This window comes from Selenomonas sp. oral taxon 136 (assembly GCF_001554015.1).
GTDB classification, from domain to species: domain Bacteria; phylum Bacillota; class Negativicutes; order Selenomonadales; family Selenomonadaceae; genus Centipeda; species Centipeda felix.
Genome location: NZ_CP014239.1, coordinates 2,171,731 through 2,194,986, shown reverse-complemented (window position 1 = coordinate 2,194,986; position 23,256 = coordinate 2,171,731). Strand labels below are relative to the sequence as shown.

Below are 23,256 nucleotides of genomic sequence, written 5' to 3'. Positions count from 1 at the left end.
GACGCTATGAATATCTATACGGTCAACTATATTCTGTCACGCCTTTCTTTTGCGATGGCGGCGGCACTCGCGATCCCCCTCGTCCTCGCCATTGTCGGCGAAGAGGCAAGCCGCGAGGCGTTCATGCTGTCCGTCTTCGTCAGCATTTTTTTCGGCATCGCCTTTCGTCACTACGGGGAACGCTCCGATGATCTGACCCCGCGCGAGGGGATCGCTATTACGGCGTTTGGTTGGTTTACGGGGACTTTTCTCGGGATGCTCCCCTACCTGCTCGGACACTATCTCGGTTTTCTCGACGCGCTCTTTGAGAGCATCTCAGGCTTTACCGGTACGGGCGGGACGGTCTTTGTCACGCTTGACGGGCTGCCGTACAGTATCCTCTTCTGGCGGATGATGACGGCGTGGATCGGCGGACTCGGCATCATCGTGATCTTTATCGCGCTGCTCCCGCAGTCCGGAGCAAGCACGATCTATATGTACAGTGCCGAGGGCAGCGGTCCGACGCTCGACCGCGTCATGCCGCGCCTGCATGAGATGACCGTCGCGCTCTTCAAGATCTATCTGATCTTCACCGTCATAACAACGGCTGCTTTTATGCTGTGCGGCGTCGATTTTAGTATTGCTCTTGCCCATGCAATGTCCACCATTGGAACCTGTGGATTCTCCACCTACGACGACGGGACGATGCACTTTCACAATCTCCCATTCGAGCTGTGGACGGCGCTCTTTATGTTCCTCGCAGGCGGCAGCTTCTCACTCTACTACCGTGCTTATGTCAAGGGACCTGCGGTCATTCTGCGCAACACAGAGTTTCGCACCTATCTCGGCATCGTGCTCGTGGCGATGCTCCTCATCGCGCTCAACCTCATCCTTTCGATGGGGATGAACGGCGACATGGCGGCACGTGTCGCCGTATTTCAGGTGACCTCGCTGTCGACGACGGGATTCGTGTCGGCGGACTTTGAGACGTGGCCGACCTTCTCCAAGATGGTACTGCTCCTCCTCATGGTGATCGGCGGCTGCGCAGGCTCGACAGCAAGCGGCATCAAGGTGGCTCGCCTCATCCTCCTCGTGCGCAACGCACGTGTTGTCGTCCTCCAAAAGCTGAATCCGAACCGCGTGGTGGACATTACGCTCACAGGCGCACATGTGGACGGCGCAATGCTGCTGCGCGTCGGGACATTTTTCTTTCTCTACCTCGCCGTCATCTTCGTCACGGCATTCCTGCTCGCGATGGACGGCCTCCTCCCATTTGACGCTGTCGCCGTCGCCATCACAACCATCGGCAACATCGGCCCAGCATTCGGGATCGTGAGTGCGACCTCTACCTATGCACCGCTCTCCGACTTCTCAAAGGCAATTCTCTGCCTCACGATGCTTCTCGGCCGCCTTGAGATCTTCACCCTGCTCATTCTCCTGCAGCCGTCGTTCTGGCGCAGGACATATCGGTGGTAGAAAAGGGACTGTCCAGCGAAACAGCTACGCTGACAGTCCCTATTTTTTACGCCGCAGTTCTTCGAGCCGCGCCAGTGTCACTTGGTCGATCCGTTCGTGCACCTCGATGCGGCCGAGCGGCTTTGTATGCGTGCTGATGTACTCCGCACGCATCAATTTTTTTGCTTTTTTTACCGAACGCTGCAGCTCGGGTGAGGTAATACGATACGCGCCTGCCCCAAGGATGAGGCTCTGCTCCGCGCCATCCGACGTGGCGACATGCACCTCACGCCCCATGCGCACCGCAGTGTAGGCGAGCCGCTCAATGCAACTGTCCGCCGTCTCACCCGTCGCCGTATAGATGACACGCATACGGCTGCTGATCTCCAGCGCATGCTCCTCTTCGTCCGTAGCAAACGCATCAAAGACGACGGTCATCTCGTAGTTCTCAAATGCACCGTACTCCGTCAAAATGTGGATGAGGACATCACGCGCCTCGTCGAGGTTACTGCGCAGACGGATGAGCTCCGGCCACGCGTTGATGACATTGTAGCCGTCGATGAGGTAGTACGCGGGCTCTCGCTGCATTGCCATGTCACACCACAGCCTTTGCCCTGCGCTGCCGCTGTGCCTCGTACATGAGGATCGCCCCCGCGACGGAGGCATTGAGAGAGTTGATCTTCCCCACCATGGGCAGACGTACAGTAAAGTCACAAAGGTCACGCGTGAGACGGCTCATACCGCGTCCCTCACTGCCGATGACGAGAACGAGAGCCCCCGTGAGATTGGCACGGTCATAGGTTTCCTCGCCGCTCATATCCGCACCCGCAATCCAAAAGCCCTGTTCCTTCAGCGCACGCATGGTCTGTGCGATATTGCCGATCCGCGCAACGGGCACGTATTCGAGTGCCCCCGCCGAAACGCGCGCGACGGTCTCCGTCAGGGGGACGCTGTGACGGCGCGGGAGAAGAATCCCGTGGACGCCGGCCGCATCTGCCGTGCGGAGCAGGGCGCCGAGATTCTGCGGATCCTCGATGCCGTCGAGGAGCAGGAGGATCGGATCCTCCCCGCGCGCCCGTGCCCCTGCGATGATCGCCTCCACAGCGACGTAGGCGACGGGTGCGACATAGGCGACTGCCCCCTGATGCCGTACATTCTGCGGCACGAGAGCATCGAGTTTGCTGCGGCCGACCGTGTCCACCATGATGCCGTGCTCGCGTGCGAGATCCCGCAGTTCGTTGATGCCGCTGCCGCGCACGCCGTCGGCGAGCAGAATGCGGTTGATGCCGCGCCCCGCCTTGATCGCCTCGATGATGGCATGCCGTCCCGCCAAGATGGGTGGTGTCTTTTCTTCCTGCGGCACAGCATTGCGCTGTGCATGCTTTTCTTTCATCGGATCCACCTTCTGCATCATCAGCTGCGCGGGACAAATTGCTCAAGCCACGGCTCCTCTGCGACGATGAGATCGCGCATCCGCAGCATCATCTCTTTGATTTCCCACTGCGCCCCAGGAGTTGTGACGCGCTTTTCATAGACGTCCATAAAAGAGCGCAGATTGAGCGTCGTGACGAAATTCGTGCACGCTCCGCCCGGCAGGACAAAGCGCGCATCCTGCTTCGCGACACCGAGCGCAAGAAGCTCGTCGTATGTCTTTTGGATCTCCTTCATACAAGCCATATAACGTGCATACGCCTCCGCGTTTTCCGCCACGGTCTGCGGGACGACATGCCCAAAGAGCCCGTCCGTCTGCTTTTCGGACTGCTCCGAGACATAGCGCTGACTCTGCACGCTCAGTGAAACGCCGATGCGATGACGGCTGTATTGGGCGAGGAGCGTGCGCGACACATCCTTAACGGCAAACGTCATGGAGCAGTGCTCGACGACAGAGAGGTGCTTGCTCGTCATAATGCGCGTGAGAAGGCGCAGCATCTCCTCCTCCGTCTTTTCCTCGGTGAACAGTTCGATGGGCGAGTCTGCGCTGTAGCAGGTGCGTGCCGCTGTCCAGCAGGTTTTAAGGTAATTGGGCGTCTTCGATATCAGTTTGATTTCCATGCTTTTTTTCTCCCTGCATCTGTTCCATCATCGCCTTGGCAATGATCTGAAATGCCGTTTCCGTAATCTCCTTGAGTCGCTCTGTCTCATGGCGAATGTAGAGGCTGCCGAGGAGCGCCTCAAATCCCGTACTGGCATGATAATCTGCCACAGAAGCACTGCGCGGCGCATGGCTCTTCGTATTCCGTGCACGGCGGTAGATCGTCTGCTCCTCCTCGGTCAGCATATCGGCAATACCGCGGTAGGCGCGTGCCTGCCAGACCGCCGAGACGATCTGAGCGCTGAATGCATGCAGCCCCTGCACCTGCGTCTGTTCGTACGAAAGGAGGCGCATGCGCACATAGAGATGAAAATATGCGTCGCCAACGTAGGCAAGCACGAGCGGATGCACCTGTGCGGCATCCACATGATCATAGCGCACGGCTGGATTCCCGTTGTCATCCGGCAGGAACATCGTATGGACAAGCTGCTGAAAGCGTTCAAACTTCATACGCTTGTTACGCCCGCTTCCAGCGCACACCGGTCGGCGTGTCCTCGATCAGAACGCCCGCCTCCTTCAGCCCGTCGCGAATCTTATCCGCAAGCACCCAGTTCTTCTCCGCGCGTGCTTCCTGCCGCAGGGAGATAACAAAATCCATGACGGCATTGGTCAGGCCATCGTCTGTGGGAGCCGCCTCATTCTGCTCGAAGATGCCGATGATCCCCGCCATTTTTCGATATGCCTTGGCTGCCATGCGAAAATGCGCCATGTCAAACGCCGCGCCGTGCTCGACCTCCTGATGATAGCGATTGATCTCCTTCGCGAGCCCAAACATCTGGCTGATCGCCAGTGCCGTGTTGAAATCGTCGTCCATCGCCGCATCAAATTCGCGCAGAAATGCCTCCGCCTGCGCGGCAAGATCCACCGCAGTGTCCGCTGTCCCCTCCCGTTTCAGGAGTTCGTCGATCACGTCATTCGCGCCTTTCAGACGCGCGAGAGCTGTCTGCGCCTCCTGCAGACGCTCGTCGCCGAAATCGAGCGGGCTGCGGTAATGGGTCTGGAGGATGAAGAAGCGAATCACCTCGCCCGGATATTCCTTCAGAATGTCCTTGACTGTAAAGAAATTATTCTTTGACTTCGACATTTTCTCGTTGTCGATGGTGATAAAGCCATTGTGCAGCCAATAGCGTGCAAATTTCACGTCAGCGTCGATGCACGGATCTGCCTGTGCGATCTCATTCTCATGATGGGGGAAGATCAGATCGCTGCCGCCGCCGTGGAAGTCAAACGCCTCACCGAGATACTTCACGGACATTGCCGAGCACTCGATGTGCCAGCCCGGGCGTCCTTTCCCCCATGGGCTGTCCCACGAGGGCTCGCCCGGCTTTGCCGCCTTCCACAGAGCAAAGTCCATCGGATGATGCTTCGTCTCGTTGACCTCGACGCGCGCACCTGCCTCCATGTCGTCAAGACTGCGTCCGCTGAGGCATCCGTACGGAGCAAATGCCTCGACGCTGTAGTAGACGTCGCCCGCCTCTGTAACATAGGCATAGCCGCGCTCGATCAGCGTCTCGATCATGCGGATGATGTCGTCCATCGTCTCGGAGACGCGCGGGAATACATCGGCACGATGCACATTCAGCGCATCCATCGCCGTGAAGTAGGCAGCGATATAGCGGTCAGAGATCTCCTTCCACGTCACGCCCTCGCGATTCGCCGCATTGATGATCTTATCATCCACGTCGGTAAAGTTCTGGATGTAGCGCACGCGATAGCCCTTGTGCGCGAGATAGCGGCGTATAACATCCCATGTCACAAAGGGGCGCGCATTTCCGATGTGCGGGTCATTATAGGGAGTTACACCGCAGCAGTAAATGCTGACCTCGCCCTCACGCAGCGGGTGAAACTCTTCCTTTTTACGGGTCATTGTATTGTAAACAGTAATCATCGTATCTCCTTATTCACGCTTTTCAAGAACATCCAGCCGCGCCTTCAGGGCGGCGATCTCCTGACTCATCTGTTCGATCATCTCAGCCTCGGGATCGGGCAGCATGTCATGATCGAGGTCGACATCCAGCTCACTCGCGATCTCCTCGGCACTCTCCTCACAGTCCATGGAGTAGGCGCGTGCCCTCAGCAGCTCTGCCTCTGTACGGACGCGCTGTCCCTTCATCACGACAATGCGCCCCGGGATGCCGACCACGGTGGCATGCGCGGGAACAGGGCGCAGGACAACGGATCCCGCGCCGATCTTCGCGTGATCGCCCACCGTAAAGGAGCCGAGCACCTTTGCCCCCGATGCCACGACGACGTTATTGCCGAGCGTCGGATGACGCTTTCCCTTTTCTTTGCCCGTTCCGCCGAGGGTCACACCCTGATAGAGGGTAACATTCCGCCCGATCTCTGCCGTCTCCCCGATGACAATGCCTGTCCCGTGGTCGATAAAGAGTCCCTCGCCGATGGTCGCTCCCGGATGGATCTCAATCCCCGTCAGGAAGCGCCCGAAGTTCGAGATCAGGCGCGGGATCAGCACCCAGCCGCGCACAAAAAGTGCGTGGGCCATACGGTGCAGCCAGATGGCATGCAGCCCGCCGTAACAGAGCACCACCTCGATCACGCTCTGCGCCGCCGGGTCACGCTCAAAAACGACGCGAATATCGCGCCTGATCTGTGCGAACATGAAAGAATCCTCTCTGCGATGAAACACAAAAAACAACACGGATAACGTCGAAGGTTTTTGCCGTGTCTTTTTATTCTATCAAAAAAAGAGCCGCCGCGCAACTGCAAGAAAACACCCGCAGAGCCACGCCCCGCGAGTGTTTTCTTGCAGCTGTCGGCACGCTCAGAGCCCCTCCTCATCACGGCCATGATGCGGCTGTCCATCGACGATCTGCATTGCGCGCACCGTCTCTGTGAGCACCTCCACCTCGTATTGGAGCTCCATGCCCTCAGCGCGGTTCAGGACATCGCCCTTATGTGTCGATACGTAGCGCGGGGGCAGATTGTTGAGGGCAATCATCATCATATCCGTTCTGCAGCGATCACACATACAGATGTCGGGGTACTGCGGCGCAAGACGCTTCAGCATGTGATCGACGGCACCCTCCATGTAGTTCTTAAATGGCAGATGATTCATCGCATCATTCCTCCCCACCGTGGGTTCAGCCCAGACGAACGGTATAGATGGTTCCCTTGTAGTTCTTCGCCATGAGCGCCTTTTCCGCAGCAACCGTGTACTCAATCGTATTCGGAGACTTCTTGCGGATATAGACACCGACATCGTCGTCGTCGCTCACATCGCTGTCGTCGATCATACACCGCACCATGCGCACCTCAGCCGCCTTCATGTGGCCCTTGAGCGCACGCGGTTCCTGCGTGTAGTACAGCTCGAACTCATCCTCATCCGCATACGTAAAGTAGGTCCATACGCCGTAGTCGACGCGTGCGTCGATGTCCACATGGAAGCAGCCATGCTCGTTTAGGCTGCCGAGAAAATACGGGAACAGCAGCTCGTCATGCGCATCGACATTCTTGTTGATGATCTTGACATCCTTCCCGCCCTTACGGCAGCGAAGCAGACCAAAGGCCACGCCCGTCTTTCCCGTGCGCAGACGATCAAAGCCATCGAGGAGCTTTTTGCCCATCTCCTTCTCCTCATGCTCCATGCCGAGTGGAAGATAGAGGATGAAGGGAGCATCCTTGCGCTGCATCGTAGACTTTGTATGCTCCTGCTTCTTTCCGTCCGTTTTCTCGCCCGCTGTCTTCATTGCGGGCGTTATGGCTCCAATCTGACGATCAATGTACTCATCGAACAGCTTGCGTACGATGGGTGCCTTACAGGAGTTGCCTGCGAGGAAGATGTGTACCTGCCGTACATCACGCCCCTTGAAGGCCGCCGCCATCGCCTGGAAGAAGTTATCCACGCCGCGCCGTATGCGGTTCTCAAGTGTGCGCTCGAGCTTTTTCACGTCGATGTGCAGACGAACATTCGCGCGGTTGCCTGCATTCCCCGTTTTTTCCGAGGAGAACAGTGTCATCTCCGTATCGAACGCATCCCCAGCCGCGAACTCCTCATAGCCTGCGCCATGTTCCCAGAAGGGACGCAGCCGCTCGGCGAGGATCTTGTTGTTGAGATGCGACGCCGCATCGCGCGTCTCGCGCACGAGTGCCTCCGCCCCTGCAAATGTCTCACTCTCGGGCGGGAGCGCAAATGTGATCTTATGCTGGCGCATCTCGGGCAGATTGTCCTTGAATACCTCGTAGGCAAGCAGCTCGAGGATGTTCTCTCCGCCGAGATACATATCGCTGCCGAAGCCAAACTGCTCGATGATGAACTTGCGCCGCCCATTCTCCGGTACGGACTCCACGCCGAAGTCAAAGTCCGTCGTGCCGCCGCCGAAGTCAAACACACCGTAGGCGACCTCCTCGCCCGCGCGCTTCGGCTCAAGCCCATACGCCTCAAGGGCACTGATCGCGTACGCAGCGGGCTCATTTGCCCCATCGTACACGCGGAAACGACGCATCATATCCGCATCGTCGAGGAGAGCCTTCGGCAGCGTCTTTCTGAGACCGCGCTCAAAGCTCTTGCGGATGTGCTCGCGTACGCTCTTCTCATAACCCACGGGGAAGGAGAGGATATAGTCGAGATAGATGCTGCGATGCATATTGTTGATGTAGAGTCCGAGATAGTAGGCATAGATCTCGATGGGATCGAAGCCGCCTGCATCGAGCGGCTGCGTCTCCGCATACGGCTTGACCTCCTGAATGTAGCCGTGCCGATCCTTCAGGATCGGGGAGTTCGCCGTATCGCGCGTCCAGCGTTTCAGCTCGCTGAACACGGAGTAGTAGACAGCGATCCCCTCCGTCGACTGACGCTTAAAGATCGCATCCGCCGCCTGATGCGATGCGGTCACCTGCGCCCACTCCGTATAGGGGCGTCCCTCGCGTGCACGGTAGATCTGTTTGAACTTTTCAATATCGATCAGCTCAATCGCCGTCGGGTTCTCATAGTCCTGAATCGTCGGCTCATTGGAGTAGTCGCCCTTGCCGATGCGCAGGAGACGTGCCTCGCGGTCACGGCAGACGACGACCGTACTGCGCGTGCCGAAATCGATCGCGCAGGTTCCGTTCATGATGACGTCCATCTGCGGCGGACGTGCCACGAGGAAATCTGTCGGCGGCAGACGCAGGCAGACGCTGTCCTCACGCCCCTCATCCGTCAGTTCCTCATAGAGATCCCAATGCCCAAGGCTCATATCCGTCAGGATGCGCTCCGCGTAGGGCTGGATATTGGCTCGCACATGGTCGGTATACAGGAGAGATTTCTTGAACGGCTCGATAGAAAAATCGAGGGCGACCGAGCCCGTATTGATCGCCGTCTCAATAACGCTCTGGATGTCAAAGGTCGTGCCGAAGATCGTCTCCTTGAACCGCCCTGCCACCACGTCCTCGGCAAAACGCTCATGGTCAAAGATGAGCTGATCCTCCTCGATGCGGATGTAGGCACGAATCTTCGGGTACTCTGCTACCAGACGGCGCAGACGCTCCTCCTGCTCGTGCGAAACATCCTCGGCGTTGAACTCATCCGAAATCCATTTCAGGAAGCTCTGTGCGCCGCTCGTCTCCATCCCAAGGGAGAACATATACTTCTTATTGACAATGGAGGCTGTCTCATCTTTGAGCGCAGCAATATCGCTGCCGATTTGCTTTCCAAAACGAAGCGTACTCTCGTAAAAGAATTGCCGAAATGCGTTCTTTTTCAGATGTAAGCTGCGCATGAGCACCGGACGCGCCGTCGCCTGCACCTCTTTTCGCGTCATTGATTCATCTCCTAACGAAAAACAAAATTCCTTTAATATAAATATTCTTCGTATTTCAGAAAAATCCTTTTCTTCTCTGCATGAAAAAACCCCGCGATGTTTCGCGAGGTTGATGGATCATCATGGTGCGCTCGGCGGGAGTCGAACCCACGCTTTCAGCTCCGGAGGCTAACGTCCTATCCACTGGACTACGAGCGCAAAGCACATGGTGCATTATAACGCAAAAGTATCTATTTGTCGATATTTTTTTCTTGCTCCGCACGTGCGCCATCCTCCTCATCGGCACGATGTGCTGCCGAGATGGGTGCAAAATAGTCGCGAACCGCAATGATATCGTCCTCGATGAAGAGTGCCACGGGCGATTCACGCAGCATGACGAGCTCCAAAAGGCGTGCCTGCGCCGCAGCATCCTTCTCCTTCATCGCGGCAGACTCGGCGGCTGCACGCGTCAGCGTCACTGCCTTCTGCTGCGCCGCCGCATAATCATCGGTCTTGCTGAGAATGGACGCGAGATGGTCGTAGACATCATCCGACAGTTCCAGCGGAGGTGCATTTTTCTCGATGCGGCTGCGCTGTTCCTGCATGTCCTGTTCGAGTGACGAAAGCCGCTCGCGCGTCACCGACAGGCGTACATTCCCCGCCTTGGCATCGGAGAGGATCTGATGATAGCGCGTCCAGCCGCGGTCGAGCTCTGCGACCTGCTTCTGATACGCCGCCCACCACGGCATGAAGTAGTCCTGATCCCGCGCAATCGCGGCGCGCTGCTCCTGCGTCAGCGGAGCAGGAGCACGCTCCGGCAGCTGCATGTGGACAACGATGGCACAGAGTACTGCAGCAAGCGCGACAAAGACAATAAAGATCCGATGCGGCAGATAGCGAAACAGCAATATGAGCAGCAGCAGGACAAGGACGACAAGAGCATAGATCAGCATCGCTTACGATCCCCCACGCCTTCATCAGCACGGCGGCGGAGTGCCGCACGGTCAAGAATGTGAATACAGCCGCGCGAGGCACGTACCATGCCCTCCTGCGCAAACTCACCAATCAGACGGCTGACGACCTCACGTGCCGTACCGAGCGCCTGTGCCGTCTGTTCATGGGTCAGGCGAATCTCACTGCCCGCCGTGCGTTCGGTCTCTGCCAGCAGGAATTTTGCCAAACGCTGGTCGGCGGGAGTAAAGAGCATCTGCTGAAACCGCCACAGCATCTCTGAGAGACGGTGAACGGCACCCTCATACGCCAGCAGCCGCGCGTGGATGTTCTCCTCGAGAATCTTATGGCAGACGCCCATCTCCGAGCTGAATAGCTCCGTATCTTCCGCCGCCGTAATCGTGACCTCGCAGGAAACGCTGCCGAGAAATGCTGCGCTCGAAAGGAGGGCGACTTCGCCGACGCGCATGAAGCAGAGGGTCAACTCGCGCCCCTCATCCGTGACGACGTAGACGCGCAGTGTGCCGGATACGATGTGCAGTGTTCCGAGATGCCCAAGCGCACCGCGATGAATGATCTCCCCTTTGGTGCAGCGGCGATAGTGCGTATGAGCAGCTAGGAGAGCACGCTGCTCTGTCGTCAGCGGCTTCCACAGATCAAATGTATCGATATAATCCTGAAAAGGACGTGCCTTTGACACATGTTCCGACATAATCATCCCCCCCTTTTCGTTTCATTTCCTTTCCACGGCTATGCCGTTTTTACAGCGGACAGTCCCGCCTGTGCCCCCTCGTACACAGCCTTGGCGATCTGCAGCAGACCGCCCGTGCAGTCCCCTGCTGCATAGACGTGAGGGACATTGGTCGCCATGTATGCATCGACGGCGATCCTGCTGCCGTCAAGCCGAACGCCCAGTTTTTGTGCCAGCGCCGTACTCCCCGCCACACCGACGGCAAGAAAGATTCCGTCCACGTCTAGCGGCGTCTCATCGGCAAAAACAACGCGCTCCACGCGGCGCTCCCCCTCGACATGAAGCAGACGGCGCGTATCGACGGAGACGGCAGGAGGAAAGGAAACCTCCGGTGCGGTGCCGTTCGTCAGGAGTGTCACGCGTGCAGCATGCGGGAGAAGGATCTGCGCCTCATGCTGCGCGTATGCCCCTGCCCCGATGACGGCGACATGTCGTCCGCGATAAAAGAACGCATCGCAGACCGCACAGCTGCTGACACCGTGTCCCTCGAACGCGCGGATACCCGCGACGGGTAGTCCCGCACGCTGTGCTCCGGCGGCCAGAATCAAGGCATCTGCTTCATAGCTGCGCTGCCGTCCGACGACGATATAGCCGTTGCCTTCAGGCGGCGGTGCAAAGCCCACCACCTCATCGCGTTCAAATACAACGCCCAGACGACGGGCACCCTCACTGCCGCGACGCAGAAGCTCCGCCCCGGAGATAGGCTCCTCGAAACCATAGTAGTTCTCGATCCGATCAACGGCGGAGAGTGCCCCGTCGTCCTTGGCGACTACCGTCACATCGGCACCGCCGCGCCGCGCATAGAGCGCAGCCGAGACACCGGCGGGACCGGTGCCGACAATCACAACATGCATACCTCTCTCCTATATAGGAAGCACGAATAAGTTCAACACGACCATCCTGATACATTATTTTATCAGCAATTTCTACAGATGCGAAAAAGGGACGTCTCAGGGGACGCCCCTTCCTCCCTCCATCGGTATCGTCGGCTCAATGATGGTTGAAGAGCAGACTTACTGAACGATGACTTTGAATGCGCACAATCACATCGGCGAGCGACTGTGCGAGTGAGAGTACGACGAGTTTTTCCGACTGCTTCTCCGGTGTGAGCGGAATCGAGTCCGTAATGACCAGCTGATCGATCACGGACGCGTTGATCCGCTCCATGGCTGGATCGGTCAGGATCGCATGGGAACATGCCGCCAGTACGCGCTTCGCACCGCGCGCGGCAAGCGCCTTTGCCCCCTCACAGAGCGACCCGGCTGTGTCGACAATATCGTCGATCAGGAGTGCCGTCTTGCCCTCAACATCACCGATAAGGTTCATGACCTCGGCACAGCCAGGGCACGGACGCCGCTTCTCGATGATGGCAATCGGCGCACGGAGGAAGTCCGCCATGATACGCGCACGCGTCACACCGCCCAGATCCGGCGAGACGACAACGAGATCCTCGATGTTCTGCTCACGGAAGTAATTTGCTAGTACCGGTGCTGCAGCGAGGTGATCCACAGGAATATCAAAGAATCCCTGAATCTGTCCTGCGTGCAGATCGACGGTGACAACGCGCGTCACCCCTGCCGTCGTCATCAGATCGGCAATCAGCTTTGCCGAGATTGGCTCGCGGCCGCGCGTCTTGCGATCCTGCCGCGCATAGGCATAGTAGGGGACAACCGCCGTAATGCTGTGTGCCGACGCCCGCTTGCACGCATCCGTCAAGATCAGCAATTCCATGAGGTTGTCGTTCACAGGATAGCTGGTCGGCTGAATGATGAAAATATCCTTCCCGCGGATACTCTCCTCAATCATCACCTGAATCTCACCGTTGTTGAACTGTCCGACGAATGCCTCACAGAGCGGGATGCCAATGCGGTCTGCGATCGCTTGCGCCAGCTGTGGATTGGCATTTCCCGTTAGGATGCATACATTATCGGCCGGAAAACTCATCTCTCTGTTCCTCCCAAATACCGATCGTGCGGTTATCAGTGAATACACAATTCATACTTAGTATAGCACGCACACCAGCATTTGGGAAGCCTAACAGGGGCTTTTTCATTTTTCTGTTATCAGCCACGCTTGTCGTGCCAGCCCTCGACCTCCTTCTGACGTGCACGGGCGATGGAGAGGGTATCGGGCGGGACGTCGTGTGTGATGGTCGATCCCGCAGCGACGTAGGCATTCTTTCCGACTGTCACGGGTGCGACGAGGTTGGAGTTACACCCGACGAAGGCATGATCTCCGACCACCGTGCGGTACTTTTTCTTCCCATCGTAGTTCACTGTGATCGTGCCGCAGCCCATGTTGACGTGCGCGCCCATATCACAGTCGCCGATGTAGGAGAGATGCGGCAGCTTCGTCCCCACACCGATGTCGGAGTTTTTGACCTCGACGAAATTGCCAAGCTTAACGTCTGCAGAAATATGACTATCGGGGCGGATGTGATTGAACTGTCCGAGATCCACATCGTCGTCGATCTGTGCATCGTGCACATAGGCGTAGTGTGCCTTGACGCCGCTGCCGACCACGGTGTTCTGAAAGCGCACATGGGGGCCGATGCAGCAGTCTTCGCCGATCACCGTGTCGCCCTCAAGGAAGGTAAAGGGATAGATCACCGTGTCCATACCAACGCGGACATCGGCATCCACGAAGGTTGTATGCGGGTCGATAATCGTCACCCCGTCCGCCATCAATTCCTCTGTCTTGCGCCTCCGCAGGATGCGCTCGGCGATGGCGAGCTGACTGCGCGAGTTGATGCCAAGTGTGCTCTCGTAGTCGTCTGCCGTAACCGCCCAGATCTTCTCCCCCGCATCGCGCAGAATGCTGAGCACATCGGGCAGATAGTACTCACCCTGTGCGTTGTCATTCGTCACCTTGGCCAGCGCCGAAAAAAGCGCCTGTGCGTCAAAGCAGTAGATCCCGGCATTGACCTCGTGAATCTGACGCTCCTCCTCCGTCGCATCCTTGTGCTCGACAATCTTCAGAACCTCGCCATTATCACGGCGCACGACACGCCCGTAGCCCTTGGCGTTCGGCATGATGGCTGTGAGCACACTCGCCTTTGCCCCCGCCTGGACATGTTCCTCGTGGAATCGTGCCAAGAGCTCTGCCGTAAGGAGTGGGGTATCGCCACAAAGCACCATGATCGTCCCGTGCTCCTCGCCGAGGAGCGGCTTTGTCTGCAGAACGGCATGCCCTGTCCCGAGCTGTTCTTTCTGCTCAACGTACTCCACGCTGTCCCCGATCGCCCTGCGCACTGTTTCGCCGCCAAATCCCGTGACGACAATATTGCGGCGTGCGCCCGCCGCATCTGCTGCATCTATGACATGCTGCAGCATCGGTTTTCCTGCTGCGCGGTGCAGCACCTTCGGCAGCTTCGATTTCATGCGCGTTCCCTTGCCTGCTGCCAGTATCACCGTTATAAAATCCAACATGACACGCCTCCCTTTTTCCATCGCTGCCTATTCGGCATCGCTGCCATTCCGTTTGGAGCGCCGCTTGAGCAAGGGCGTCCCCGTCTTCTTTTCCTGTTCCTCAATCGCACAGAGCAGCGTCTGCTCCGAGTTCTCCATGTGCTTCGCCGCCATTTTGCGCGCACGGCGGGCATCGCCCGAACCGATGGCATCGACAAGAGAGCGGTGCTCCTCCAGTGTCGCCTTGAGACGCCCGGGATACGACATGGAAATTGTGCGAAACCGCGTCAGCTGCTCGCGCAGATTGCCGATAATCGCGAGCAGGCGCTCGTTGCGCGCTGCCTGATAGAGCAGCTCATGAAACTCGATGTCCGTCTGCACGATACGCTCCATATCATGCTCCTCGATCGCGCGTCCGATGGCGACCAGGAGGCGTTCCAGCCGCTCCTGCTCCTCCTCCGTGATGCGCTCTGCCGCCAGCTCACAGGCCAATACCTCAAGTGCGGCACGGATCTCGAAGATCTCGTTGATGTCACGGATGGAGACGCTCGCCACGTAGGCACCGCGCCGCGGAACGGTGACGACGTAGCCCTCCTGCTCCAGCTTGCGAATCGCCTCGCGCACGGGGGTACGGCTGACGAGCAGCTCATCGGCAAGATCGTTCTCCTTCAGCCACTCCCCCGGCTTCAAGACGCCACCGCGAATCGCCTCGCGCAGCACCTCACAGACGATCTCGCGCAGGGGCTGATAACTGTTGACCACAACCGGCGATAATTTTCCTTGCATAGCTATATCCCTCTGCCTACTGCTGACCGCCCCATCGTATGCGTCAGATGTACGTCAGCATCTGTCTCCTGCCGCATCATTTCTGCCGCACGCGCTGCATCATCTGCATCAGTAAATATGCCGAATACCGTGGGGCCGCTGCCCGACATCATCGCACAGACCGCCCCTGCCGCACGCAGGCGCGCGCGATAGTCGCCGACGACGGGATGTGCCGCCTCCGTTATGGGCTCGAGCACGTTTGCTGCCATACGCAGGCACGCCGCTATATCCCCTGCATGGAGCGCACGCAGGAATGCCGAACGATCTGGATGCTGCGTCGGCGGATTTGCATCATAGGATCGGTACGCCCACGGGGTTGAGACCGCCACAGGCGGCTTTGCGAGGACGACCGGCAGATCGAATGCAGCGGGCAGATGCTCAAGCACCTCGCCGCGTCCCGTGGCAAGTGCCGTCCCTCCCATCAGGGAGAACGGTACGTCCGAGCCGATCTGCGCTCCAAGACGGCAAAGTTCTGCATCGGATTGTCCGAGCGCATAGAGCTCGTTCACGCCGCGCAGCGCAGCCGCCGCGTCTGCACTCCCGCCGGCAAGGCCCGCTGCAATGGGAATTCGCTTGTCGATGCGGATGTGAACGCCGCCGCGCACGCCACACTCCCGCATGAGAAGCGCCGCTGCGCGATAGGCGAGATTTCGCTCATCCGCCTCGAGTCCCGGCAGGTCAACCGTCAGCGTGATCCCCGACTCCTGCTTGGTGAGCGTCAGCGTATCGGCGAGTGCGAGGGACTGCATCACCGTCGCGATTTCATGGCAGCCGTCCTCACGCTGCCCGAGAATGTCGAGCAGCAAGTTGATCTTCGCATACCCATTTACCGTCACCATCGGCAGACCTTCTTCCATTGTGCAGAGGATTTGCACCACATAACGTCACAAACTCCTTCTTCTCTCAGATTAGCAGGATTTTGAATTATATTCAATAGTTTCCAATTAAAAAATAGTAATTGGATCGATATCTATGGCAACATCATCGCGCAGATGCATCCCCTGTTCCCGCAGGAAGTCCTGCACATCGACCAAGTCGGCTGCCTTGATGAGTACGACAAAACGATACTCCCCACGTTCCTGTGCGATGAGTGCCGGGGACGGCCCAACCAGCATATATCCCTGTCGCCCATGAAACTCTTTCTGAAACACATCCGCGAACGCAGCTGCTGCATCCCATGCGCGCTGCCGATCCATCTGGTGAAAGAGGAGCTTGACGAGACGGCTCAGCGGCGGATAGAACAGCTCCCGCCGCAGCACGATCTCCTGTGCGTAAAACGCCTCGTAATCCTGCCGCAGAGCAGATTGCACCGCATAGTGCTCCGGATTGTACGTCTGGACGATGACCTCGCCGCGCGCACCATGGCGCCCTGCGCGTCCCGCCGTCTGCGTGATGAGCATGAAACATCGTTCTGCCGCACGAAAATCCGGAAGATTGAGGCTCGCATCCGCACTGATGATGCCGACCGTCTGAACGCCGGGCAGGTCGTGCCCCTTTGCCACCATCTGTGTGCCGAGGAGGATGTCGTAGTCGCGTCGACGAAAATGCGCAAGGATCTCCTCATGGGCGTGTTTGCGTCCCGTCGTATCACGATCCATACGGATCACACGAGCCTGTGGGAGCAGCTGTGCCAACTCTGCCTCGAGCTTTTCCGTGCCCGCCCCGAAATATTTGATGCAGCGGCTGCCGCATTTGGGGCAGACCGTAGGTACATCGGCACGCAGATCACAGTGATGGCAGACGAGAGTACCGTTGGCATGGTAGACCATCGGCTGCCCGCACGCATGGCAGGAGAGCACGAAGCCACAAGCGCGGCAAAGGACAAACGTCGAATAGCCGCGCCGATTCAGCATGATGATCGCCTGCTCACCGCGCGCCAGCGTCTCCGTCAGGAGATCACGCAGATCGTTGGAGAGGATCGTGCGCCGCCCATGACGCAGCTCTTCACGCATATCGACAGCACGCACGTGCGGCAGTGGCTGCGCACCGATGCGCTCCGGCATGCGGAGGAGCGTCAGTTCCCCGGAGAGCGCCCGTGCATACGTCTCAAGCGAGGGCGTTGCGCTCCCCATGATGAGGATCGCCCCATGCCGACGTGCCAGGATCTCTGCGACAACGCGTGCGTGATAGCGTGGGGACTCATCCTGCTTATAGGACATATCCTGTTCCTCATCGAGGATGATGCAGCCGACGTTCCCCGCCGGCGTAAAGAGCGCGGACCGTGCGCCGATGATGACCCCCGCTTCGCCGCGCCGCACGCGGAAGATGGCATCGTTGCGCTCGGCAAGCGAAAGGCGGCTGTGCAGGACGACAATATCTCCGGCAAAGCTCTCTTGAAACGCCGTGATGAGCTGACCCGTGAGCGCAATTTCCGGCACGAGTACGATGACCTGCCGCCCCGCGCGCCGCACAGCACGCGCCGTCTCCATGTAGACGCGCGTCTTGCCGCTCCCTGTCACCCCATGAAGGAGATAGCCGTGAAATGTCTCCGCGGCAGCGCCCGCCTGCAGCGCGGCGACGGCACGCTGCTGCGCCTCCGTCAGCGTCTCTCCGCACGTCTCACGGAGCCCTGCCGCATAGCTGTCACGCACCTGACGGCGCAGGTGCTCCGTGAGGAGATGCGCATCGGTCAGATGTCGGATGGTTGCTGTCGTAATCCCTGCCTGCTTCAGTTCTGCGAGCGTGTGCTCGCGCTCCGTGCGAAAGAGCTCCAATGCACGCCGCTGCGCCGGCCTTCGCGTGAATTCGGCAAGCAATTCCTCCGTAATCTCACCTGCGGTATAGTATTTCTCATACTTTGCCTTGTCACGCCGATCGGCACGGTATTCCTTGCGTATGAGACCATAGCGGAGGAGCTTTTCCAATGCTCCATCCACATCGCTCTCCGGCAGAGCCGCCCGCAGCTGTGCCCCGCGCTGCTCACCATGCGCGCAGAGGCAGTCGTAAACAGCGCGTGCTGCCGCATCCATCAGGATGGGATGCGCTTCATCCACATCCTCCGCCGGCACATAGGCGGAAAAGATACGCAGCCCGCTCTTGCCCGGCATAAAGAGCCGCATCATCTCCGCTGCAGAACAGAGATAAAATGTTGCCAGCTCCTGTGCCGCTGCAAGCAGCTGCGGCGTAAACCACGCCTCCTCATCCACGGGCTCAAGAATCGCGCGCAAACGATGTCCACCATCACGTGCCGCATCGTAGGGGCGTACGGCGACGACGAATCCCTCAACACGCACCTTGCCAAACGGGACGAAGACACGCCATCCTACATCGATCTGCGGCAGCGTATCCGGCACGACATAGGTAAACGCTGAGGCAATACTCTTGACGGGAATGTTGACATAGACATCGGCAACCGTCATGCCTTCCCCTTTTCCGCAAAAAAGAAGCCGTCACACGAACACATCCGTGCAGCAGCTCCTTCCCTCCCGTTCGTCTGATTATCCAATGACCGCCTGATTGGCGAGAATCGCCTTGCCAGCCTGACAGGCAGGGCAGATGCAGGTATCCTCGCCCTGCTCCTTCGCCTTCTTCGCAGCAGTAGTCAGTTCCTGCGCCTTCTTTTCACCGAAGACCTTGACTCCGTCCGGTGAATCCGTGAACCCAATGAGCTGATCAATCGTCAGCACATCGCCCTTCAGTTCCTCGACCAGCGTGTGGAAGGAAGCGTGCTCCTCCGCAGTTCCCGCTGCGCGGAGAAAATGCTCTGCCTTCTCCTTCAGTCCCGCATAGACCGACGGTGCTTCTGCCAATTTCTTTACTTGAGCAATCACCTCTTCACGACTGAGTGCCATAACAACATCTCCCTTCAAAGTCATTGATACGATAACATAATCTATTTGTTATTATAGGGCATGACACAGTGTTTGACAACAGAAAACAGCCAAATAAACATAACTATTATAAATCTTTATTTGAGAATAAATATTATTTTTTCTGCACATCTTTGACTTTTTGACAAACCAGATGTTATACTATCAGCATAAAGGAGGGATTACCATGTCAATCTTAAACAATATCGAGCACGCACAGGTGCTGTCACTCAAGGACCAGGTTGCCTATGCAGACGGACAGGTCGTCAGCAAGACGCTCGTCCAAAATAAAGGTCTCGGCATCACACTCTTTGCCTTCGCCAAGGGCGAGGGCATCAGCACGCACGAATCCAAGGGAGACGCGTTCGTCACAGCGCTCGACGGTGCGGGCATCATCACCATCGACGGTGAGAAATACGAACTCCACGCCGGTGAGAGCATCGTCATGCCCGCCAACCACCCGCATTCCGTCTATGCGACAAAAGATGTGCCGTTTAAGATGCTTCTCGTCGTCGCATTCCCCGAGGCTTAGGGAAACACTGATTCGCGAAAATAGAGCTGCGTTCCATAACACAGTTCTATTTTTTTTGCCGCTCCTGCATGAAGGCACGCGGCGACGTGTGCATATACTTTTTGAACACACTGCAAAAATTCTTATAGTCGCCAAATCCATTCGCCTCGGCGACCTCGTAGACGCGATATTTTCCTGATGCCAGCTGACTTACTGCCTTATGCAGACGCTCCCGCGTCAGCGCCTCGAGGAATGTCTGACCCGTCGTCTCTTTGAACTTGCGGCTGAGATAGCTCGCACTCACACCAGCTTCCTCCGCCAGCTGTTCAATGCTGAGTTTTTCATGATAATCGCTGCGAATCCGCTCCATCGCATGGCGGACGTAGGGGTTCAGCCCCTCATCCGAAAAATATCGTGCCCAATCGAGCCCCTCCGACAGTGGAGCAGGCTCTATTTTTTCTTTGCCGTGCTCTGCAAGGCGATGCAGAAGCGCTGCTAGTTCTTCCTCGTTGACCGGTTTCAGCAAATAATCTGCGGCATGGAGTTCAATCGCCTTTTTGGCATAATCGAACTCCGCATAGCTCGTGAGAAAGATGAGCTGCGGCAGAATCCCCTCATCGCGTGCGTGCTCTGCCATCGTGATCCCATCCATGCGCGGCATACGGATGTCCGTCAGGAGGATGTCGGGATGCGTTGTGCGCAGCAGCTCCAGCCCAGCCGCACCGTCGGCGGCATCACCGACGACAACGCAGTCCATCGCCGCCCAGTCAATGGTACATACCAGTCCCTTGCGAATGATCTCCTCATCCTCGACAATCAGCACACGCTGCATTTTCCTCACCTCCGCTGCGTCGAATCGGCAGCACCATCTCCACGCGCGTACCGCCCGATGGTGGGCACGAAATCTTCACACCGTATTCCACGCCATAGAGCAGGCGAATCCGACGGTCGATATTATAAAGCCCCGTATGCACGGAGCGGTTCTCCCCCTCCGCCATCATCGTCCGCAGACGATGCAGCGTTTCTGCATCCATCCCCAGCCCTCTGTCCTCAATGACAATATGCAGCTGCTCTGCCTCCATGGTCATCCGCGACACGATCTCTATGTTCCCCTCTGCATCCGCACCATAGTGGATGGCATTTTCCACAACGGGCTGAAGGAACAGCTTCGGGACGAGACAAGTCTCTGCCCCTTCCTCCATCTCCTCGCGATAGGAAAACCGCGCCCCAAAACGCAGCCGCTGAATCTCAATATAGCGTTCCAGATGACAGAGATCCTCGGCGAGCGTCACCTGCCGCACACGATTGTCAATGCTGTAGCGCAGGAGTGTCGAAAGAGCAGAAATCATACGCACGGCATCGTCGGGGGCGAGCTTCGTCATGAACTTGATATTCTCGAGCGTGTTAAAGAGAAAGTGCGGATTGAACTGTGACTCAAGCTGGCGGAGTTCCGAGATAACCCCCGCGCGCGCCTCCTCCTCGTTCTCACGCATCAGGCGGACGAGACTCTCCGCCATGCGGTTATAGGCGGCGGCAATCTCCTCAAACTCATTATCTGAGCGGATCACAAGTCTCCTCTGCAGATCGCCGTGGCGCACCGCGCGAAACGCATCCACGATTTCGCTGACCGCCTGTGTCTTATCGCACGTCTCACGCCGCACACTGACGACAATCAGCGGCAGCATGAGCAAAAAGACGCCGAGAAGAATCGCCGCCCCCGTTGCAAATTGAGCGATTCGACTGCCGAGCGGAAAAAACGCATAGATGGTAAATCCCCCGTCCAACACCTCAGATGCCGCATAATAGTGCTGCCCATCCACGCTGACCAGCCCCGTCCTACTGTCCAATGCGGGCACGATTTTTTGAAACGCACTGTCCCGCAGTGTGGGCATTGTGACAAATGGTGCACGTTCCGCGCGGTCGGTAATGACGATGTGTAACTTCTCTCCCGTCTGCAAATGCTGTCCCAGTTCCCGCGCGGGCAGGACAAAGACGACATAGCCTTCGATTGTTGATGTAGCGTCCCCCGTGCTAGGAGCATAGCGAACTGCCTGCCCGACAACATAGTCCCAATCCTGCGCGCCGTTTGGGACAAACTCCGCTACGCTCCCCTCCTGTCGCTCCATGCGCGAGAGTACGCCCCAGTGCATTGACGGAGGCAGAAGATATGGTGGAACCTCTTGCTCTGTGGAAAAGAGAACGTGCCGCTCCACGTCTAGGAGGAAGAAATGCAGCTGTGAACCATAGCGGTTGAGCTGTGCGTAGACGCGCTCCATCGCGGCACTTCGCCCATTTCCGTCCGCATGGAATCCATCGAGTCCACCCGCTGCGATCGCTGCGGCACGCTCCTCATAGTCCTGCGTCAGCTCCGTAAAGATTGCCCCTGTCGCCCGTACCTCCTCCTCCGTGTGGGCGGCAACATTCCGTTGCCAGTATAACGCTGCCAGCAACAGACAGATCACCGTGATGAGCACGACGGGTACAATGGCATACAGAAGGAGTGCACTACGCACCTCATCTTGAAATTTTCGCACGCACTCCCTCCTCACACAGCATACAGAATTATTAACATCCGACTCTATTATACCAAATTTGGGCAAAAACAAAAATACCGAGGTGTTGCGCCTCGGTATCTTTATCCTCACACAGCGTTTACTGGACGCTCGTAAAGATGTCCTTGAACTTGTCCAGCCACGACTTCTTATTCTTCTCGACAACCTGCTCATTATCATCGATGATCTTGATCTGATCCTTCGGCAGGAGGCCGACAGGCGGATCCACATCGTCACGCACGGAGCGGCGATGGAGCTGCGAGGCGATAATGCTCTGTGCCTCTTTGCTCGTAATGAAGTCGATGAACTTCTTCGCATTCTCCATGTGCTTTGCATTCTTGATGATATAGATGCCGTCCGGCTTTGAGATAACGCCTTCCTTCATGTAGACAAGCTTGACGGGAGCGCCGTCGGCAACGTATTTCGCGCCGCCCTCTTCAAAGGTCAGACCGACAGCGTACTCACCGTCAGCAACGCCCTTGTAGACGGCAGACGAACCGGAGAGGAGCTTGCCGTCCAGATTGCGGCAGAGCTTCTCCACATAGTCCCAGCCCTTGTCCGGATCACCGTCCCCCATCGCATAGAGCATATTGATGAGATGCTCATAGGAGGACGAGGACTTCGACGGATCGGCAAACGCGATCTTGCCCTTGAGCGCAGGGTTCAGCAGATCCTCATAGCCCTCAACCTTCACGTCGCCGATGAGGTTCGTATTAATCATGATAACGCTCGGAATATCCGTAAAGCGCGTCATCGGTCCCTCGGTGTTCTTGAACGCGGGCTGAATGTGATCCTCGTTCACCGAAGTATAGTTCTCAAAGAGCGCCGCCTTCGGCTTCATCGTATTGAGTGAGCCGCCCCAGAAAATATCCCCGAGAGGATTTGCCTTCTCGGACTCGACGCGCTTTAGGAGCTCGCCCGTACCAGCGGCGATGACCTCCACCTTTACACCGCTCTCTTTCTCAAACTCCTCGACAAGAGGGTTGATGAAGGCAAGTGGATGCGGGCAGTAGATGACGAGACTGTTGTCGTCCGCCTTTGCCGCCTGCTTCTCACCACCGCTCCCGCCGCCGCAGCCGCTGAGCGCGGTGCCGAGAACGAGGGATGCCGCGACGGCGGCAATCACCTTTTTGAATCGCATGAGATGACCTCCTTTGACAAAACTGCCAAACCTATAACATCATCG

22 protein-coding genes and 1 tRNA gene are annotated in these 23,256 nt (G+C 57.6%); 2 read left to right on the top strand and 21 right to left on the bottom strand.

The window, feature by feature from the left end; translation table 11 throughout:
• The first annotated feature begins 6 nt into the window (after positions 1-6).
• A complete protein-coding gene (locus AXE86_RS10560; RefSeq protein WP_061946725.1) occupies positions 7-1,455 on the top strand; it encodes a TrkH family potassium uptake protein in 1,449 nt (482 codons plus the stop codon).
• A gap of 39 nt (positions 1,456-1,494) precedes the next feature.
• On the opposite strand, the gene AXE86_RS10555 is transcribed toward AXE86_RS10560, so the two are convergent.
• From AXE86_RS10555 to AXE86_RS10470, 18 genes are all read right to left on the bottom strand, one after another.
• A complete protein-coding gene (locus tag AXE86_RS10555; RefSeq protein WP_061946724.1) occupies positions 1,495-2,028 on the bottom strand; it encodes an NYN domain-containing protein in 534 nt (177 codons plus the stop codon).
• 1 nt (position 2,029) lies between these two features.
• The gene (gene rlmB / locus AXE86_RS10550) at positions 2,030-2,827 is read right to left on the bottom strand and encodes a 23S rRNA (guanosine(2251)-2'-O)-methyltransferase RlmB (protein WP_061947011.1); all 798 of its coding nucleotides are present in this window, start codon (positions 2,825-2,827) and stop codon (positions 2,030-2,032) included.
• A 20-nt stretch (positions 2,828-2,847) separates the two neighbouring features.
• Positions 2,848-3,486, bottom strand: a complete 639-nt coding sequence (thyX, locus tag AXE86_RS10545; protein ID WP_061946723.1) for an FAD-dependent thymidylate synthase — start codon at positions 3,484-3,486, stop codon at positions 2,848-2,850.
• Complete coding sequence (locus AXE86_RS10540; RefSeq protein ID WP_061947009.1) at positions 3,446-3,976, bottom strand: Mini-ribonuclease 3; 531 nt, start codon at positions 3,974-3,976, stop codon at positions 3,446-3,448. The genes thyX and AXE86_RS10540 overlap by 41 nt, the downstream gene beginning before the upstream one ends.
• A gap of 7 nt (positions 3,977-3,983) precedes the next feature.
• Entirely contained in the window at positions 3,984-5,414 is a 1,431-nt protein-coding gene (cysS, locus tag AXE86_RS10535; protein WP_061946722.1) for a cysteine--tRNA ligase, read from the bottom strand.
• A gap of 9 nt (positions 5,415-5,423) precedes the next feature.
• The gene (gene cysE, locus AXE86_RS10530) at positions 5,424-6,146 is read right to left on the bottom strand and encodes a serine O-acetyltransferase (protein ID WP_061946721.1); all 723 of its coding nucleotides are present in this window, start codon (positions 6,144-6,146) and stop codon (positions 5,424-5,426) included.
• A gap of 162 nt (positions 6,147-6,308) precedes the next feature.
• Positions 6,309-6,602 (bottom strand): late competence development ComFB family protein, encoded by a 294-nt coding sequence (locus AXE86_RS10525; RefSeq protein ID WP_061946720.1) that lies wholly within the window; start codon positions 6,600-6,602, stop codon positions 6,309-6,311.
• A 25-nt stretch (positions 6,603-6,627) separates the two neighbouring features.
• Positions 6,628-9,285 carry a hypothetical protein gene (locus AXE86_RS10520; RefSeq protein WP_061946719.1) on the bottom strand — a complete coding sequence of 886 codons (2,658 nt, stop codon included), beginning with the start codon at positions 9,283-9,285 and terminating at the stop codon, positions 6,628-6,630.
• Between the two features lie 123 nt (positions 9,286-9,408).
• Positions 9,409-9,483: transfer RNA gene (locus tag AXE86_RS10515), tRNA-Arg, on the bottom strand.
• A 32-nt stretch (positions 9,484-9,515) separates the two neighbouring features.
• Positions 9,516-10,217: a hypothetical protein gene (locus AXE86_RS10510; protein WP_009442289.1), complete on the bottom strand. Its 702-nt coding sequence runs from the start codon at positions 10,215-10,217 to the stop codon at positions 9,516-9,518.
• A complete protein-coding gene (locus AXE86_RS10505) occupies positions 10,211-10,927 on the bottom strand; it encodes a Crp/Fnr family transcriptional regulator (RefSeq protein ID WP_039980826.1) in 717 nt (238 codons plus the stop codon). Before AXE86_RS10505 ends, AXE86_RS10510 begins: the two co-directional genes overlap by 7 nt.
• A 38-nt stretch (positions 10,928-10,965) precedes the next feature.
• On the bottom strand, positions 10,966-11,820 hold the full coding sequence (locus tag AXE86_RS10500; RefSeq protein WP_061946718.1) for an NAD(P)/FAD-dependent oxidoreductase: 855 nt from the start codon (positions 11,818-11,820) through the stop codon (positions 10,966-10,968).
• Positions 11,821-11,956: 136 nt separating this feature from the next.
• The gene (locus tag AXE86_RS10495; RefSeq protein WP_061946717.1) at positions 11,957-12,910 is read right to left on the bottom strand and encodes a ribose-phosphate diphosphokinase; all 954 of its coding nucleotides are present in this window, start codon (positions 12,908-12,910) and stop codon (positions 11,957-11,959) included.
• Between the two features lie 119 nt (positions 12,911-13,029).
• Positions 13,030-14,394: a bifunctional UDP-N-acetylglucosamine diphosphorylase/glucosamine-1-phosphate N-acetyltransferase GlmU gene (gene glmU, locus AXE86_RS10490; RefSeq protein ID WP_061946716.1), complete on the bottom strand. Its 1,365-nt coding sequence runs from the start codon at positions 14,392-14,394 to the stop codon at positions 13,030-13,032.
• 27 nt (positions 14,395-14,421) lie between these two features.
• Positions 14,422-15,159, bottom strand: coding sequence for a GntR family transcriptional regulator (locus AXE86_RS10485; protein ID WP_009442294.1), 738 nt, complete (start codon positions 15,157-15,159; stop codon positions 14,422-14,424).
• Between the two features lie 2 nt (positions 15,160-15,161).
• A complete protein-coding gene (ispE, locus tag AXE86_RS10480; RefSeq protein WP_061946715.1) occupies positions 15,162-16,037 on the bottom strand; it encodes a 4-(cytidine 5'-diphospho)-2-C-methyl-D-erythritol kinase in 876 nt (291 codons plus the stop codon).
• Positions 16,038-16,142: 105 nt separating this feature from the next.
• Positions 16,143-18,557: a replication restart helicase PriA gene (gene priA / locus AXE86_RS10475; protein ID WP_061946714.1), complete on the bottom strand. Its 2,415-nt coding sequence runs from the start codon at positions 18,555-18,557 to the stop codon at positions 16,143-16,145.
• Positions 18,558-18,635: 78 nt separating this feature from the next.
• The gene (locus tag AXE86_RS10470; RefSeq protein ID WP_061946713.1) at positions 18,636-18,989 is read right to left on the bottom strand and encodes a hypothetical protein; all 354 of its coding nucleotides are present in this window, start codon (positions 18,987-18,989) and stop codon (positions 18,636-18,638) included.
• Positions 18,990-19,194: 205 nt separating this feature from the next.
• On the opposite strand from AXE86_RS10470, the gene AXE86_RS10465 reads away from it, so the two are divergent.
• A complete protein-coding gene (locus AXE86_RS10465; protein ID WP_039980832.1) occupies positions 19,195-19,539 on the top strand; it encodes a cupin domain-containing protein in 345 nt (114 codons plus the stop codon).
• 46 nt (positions 19,540-19,585) lie between these two features.
• Here AXE86_RS10465 and AXE86_RS10460 read toward each other — a convergent pair whose 3' ends face one another.
• The 3 genes from AXE86_RS10460 to AXE86_RS10450 form a co-directional block, all read right to left on the bottom strand.
• Positions 19,586-20,350: a response regulator transcription factor gene (locus tag AXE86_RS10460; RefSeq protein WP_009442300.1), complete on the bottom strand. Its 765-nt coding sequence runs from the start codon at positions 20,348-20,350 to the stop codon at positions 19,586-19,588.
• On the bottom strand, positions 20,322-22,052 hold the full coding sequence (locus AXE86_RS10455) for a sensor histidine kinase (RefSeq protein WP_061946712.1): 1,731 nt from the start codon (positions 22,050-22,052) through the stop codon (positions 20,322-20,324). The genes AXE86_RS10460 and AXE86_RS10455 overlap by 29 nt, the downstream gene beginning before the upstream one ends.
• A gap of 118 nt (positions 22,053-22,170) precedes the next feature.
• The gene (locus tag AXE86_RS10450; protein WP_061946711.1) at positions 22,171-23,211 is read right to left on the bottom strand and encodes an ABC transporter substrate-binding protein; all 1,041 of its coding nucleotides are present in this window, start codon (positions 23,209-23,211) and stop codon (positions 22,171-22,173) included.
• Between the last annotated feature and the right edge of the window lie 45 nt (positions 23,212-23,256).

What these genes read in the sequence shown, in the direction of transcription:
- thyX (WP_061946723.1), bottom strand. Translation starts at nt 3,486, where the DNA reads ATGGAAATCAAACTGATATCGAAGACGCCCAATTACCTTAAAACCTGC.
- AXE86_RS10525 (WP_061946720.1), bottom strand. Translation starts at nt 6,602, where the DNA reads ATGAATCATCTGCCATTTAAGAACTACATGGAGGGTGCCGTCGATCAC.
- AXE86_RS10520 (WP_061946719.1), bottom strand. Translation starts at nt 9,285, where the DNA reads ATGACGCGAAAAGAGGTGCAGGCGACGGCGCGTCCGGTGCTCATGCGC.
- ispE (WP_061946715.1), bottom strand. Translation starts at nt 16,037, where the DNA reads ATGGTGACGGTAAATGGGTATGCGAAGATCAACTTGCTGCTCGACATT.
- AXE86_RS10470 (WP_061946713.1), bottom strand. Translation starts at nt 18,989, where the DNA reads ATGGCACTCAGTCGTGAAGAGGTGATTGCTCAAGTAAAGAAATTGGCA.
- AXE86_RS10540 (WP_061947009.1), bottom strand. Translation starts at nt 3,976, where the DNA reads ATGAAGTTTGAACGCTTTCAGCAGCTTGTCCATACGATGTTCCTGCCG.
- rlmB (WP_061947011.1), bottom strand. Translation starts at nt 2,827, where the DNA reads ATGAAAGAAAAGCATGCACAGCGCAATGCTGTGCCGCAGGAAGAAAAG.
- cysE (WP_061946721.1), bottom strand. Translation starts at nt 6,146, where the DNA reads ATGTTCGCACAGATCAGGCGCGATATTCGCGTCGTTTTTGAGCGTGAC.
- priA (WP_061946714.1), bottom strand. Translation starts at nt 18,557, where the DNA reads ATGACGGTTGCCGATGTCTATGTCAACATTCCCGTCAAGAGTATTGCC.
- AXE86_RS10560 (WP_061946725.1), top strand. Translation starts at nt 7, where the DNA reads ATGAATATCTATACGGTCAACTATATTCTGTCACGCCTTTCTTTTGCG.
- AXE86_RS10460 (WP_009442300.1), bottom strand. Translation starts at nt 20,350, where the DNA reads ATGCAGCGTGTGCTGATTGTCGAGGATGAGGAGATCATTCGCAAGGGA.
- AXE86_RS10555 (WP_061946724.1), bottom strand. Translation starts at nt 2,028, where the DNA reads ATGGCAATGCAGCGAGAGCCCGCGTACTACCTCATCGACGGCTACAAT.
- AXE86_RS10465 (WP_039980832.1), top strand. Translation starts at nt 19,195, where the DNA reads ATGTCAATCTTAAACAATATCGAGCACGCACAGGTGCTGTCACTCAAG.
- AXE86_RS10510 (WP_009442289.1), bottom strand. Translation starts at nt 10,217, where the DNA reads ATGCTGATCTATGCTCTTGTCGTCCTTGTCCTGCTGCTGCTCATATTG.
- AXE86_RS10505 (WP_039980826.1), bottom strand. Translation starts at nt 10,927, where the DNA reads ATGTCGGAACATGTGTCAAAGGCACGTCCTTTTCAGGATTATATCGAT.
- AXE86_RS10450 (WP_061946711.1), bottom strand. Translation starts at nt 23,211, where the DNA reads ATGCGATTCAAAAAGGTGATTGCCGCCGTCGCGGCATCCCTCGTTCTC.
- glmU (WP_061946716.1), bottom strand. Translation starts at nt 14,394, where the DNA reads ATGTTGGATTTTATAACGGTGATACTGGCAGCAGGCAAGGGAACGCGC.
- AXE86_RS10495 (WP_061946717.1), bottom strand. Translation starts at nt 12,910, where the DNA reads ATGAGTTTTCCGGCCGATAATGTATGCATCCTAACGGGAAATGCCAAT.
- AXE86_RS10500 (WP_061946718.1), bottom strand. Translation starts at nt 11,820, where the DNA reads ATGCATGTTGTGATTGTCGGCACCGGTCCCGCCGGTGTCTCGGCTGCG.
- cysS (WP_061946722.1), bottom strand. Translation starts at nt 5,414, where the DNA reads ATGATTACTGTTTACAATACAATGACCCGTAAAAAGGAAGAGTTTCAC.
- AXE86_RS10485 (WP_009442294.1), bottom strand. Translation starts at nt 15,159, where the DNA reads ATGCAAGGAAAATTATCGCCGGTTGTGGTCAACAGTTATCAGCCCCTG.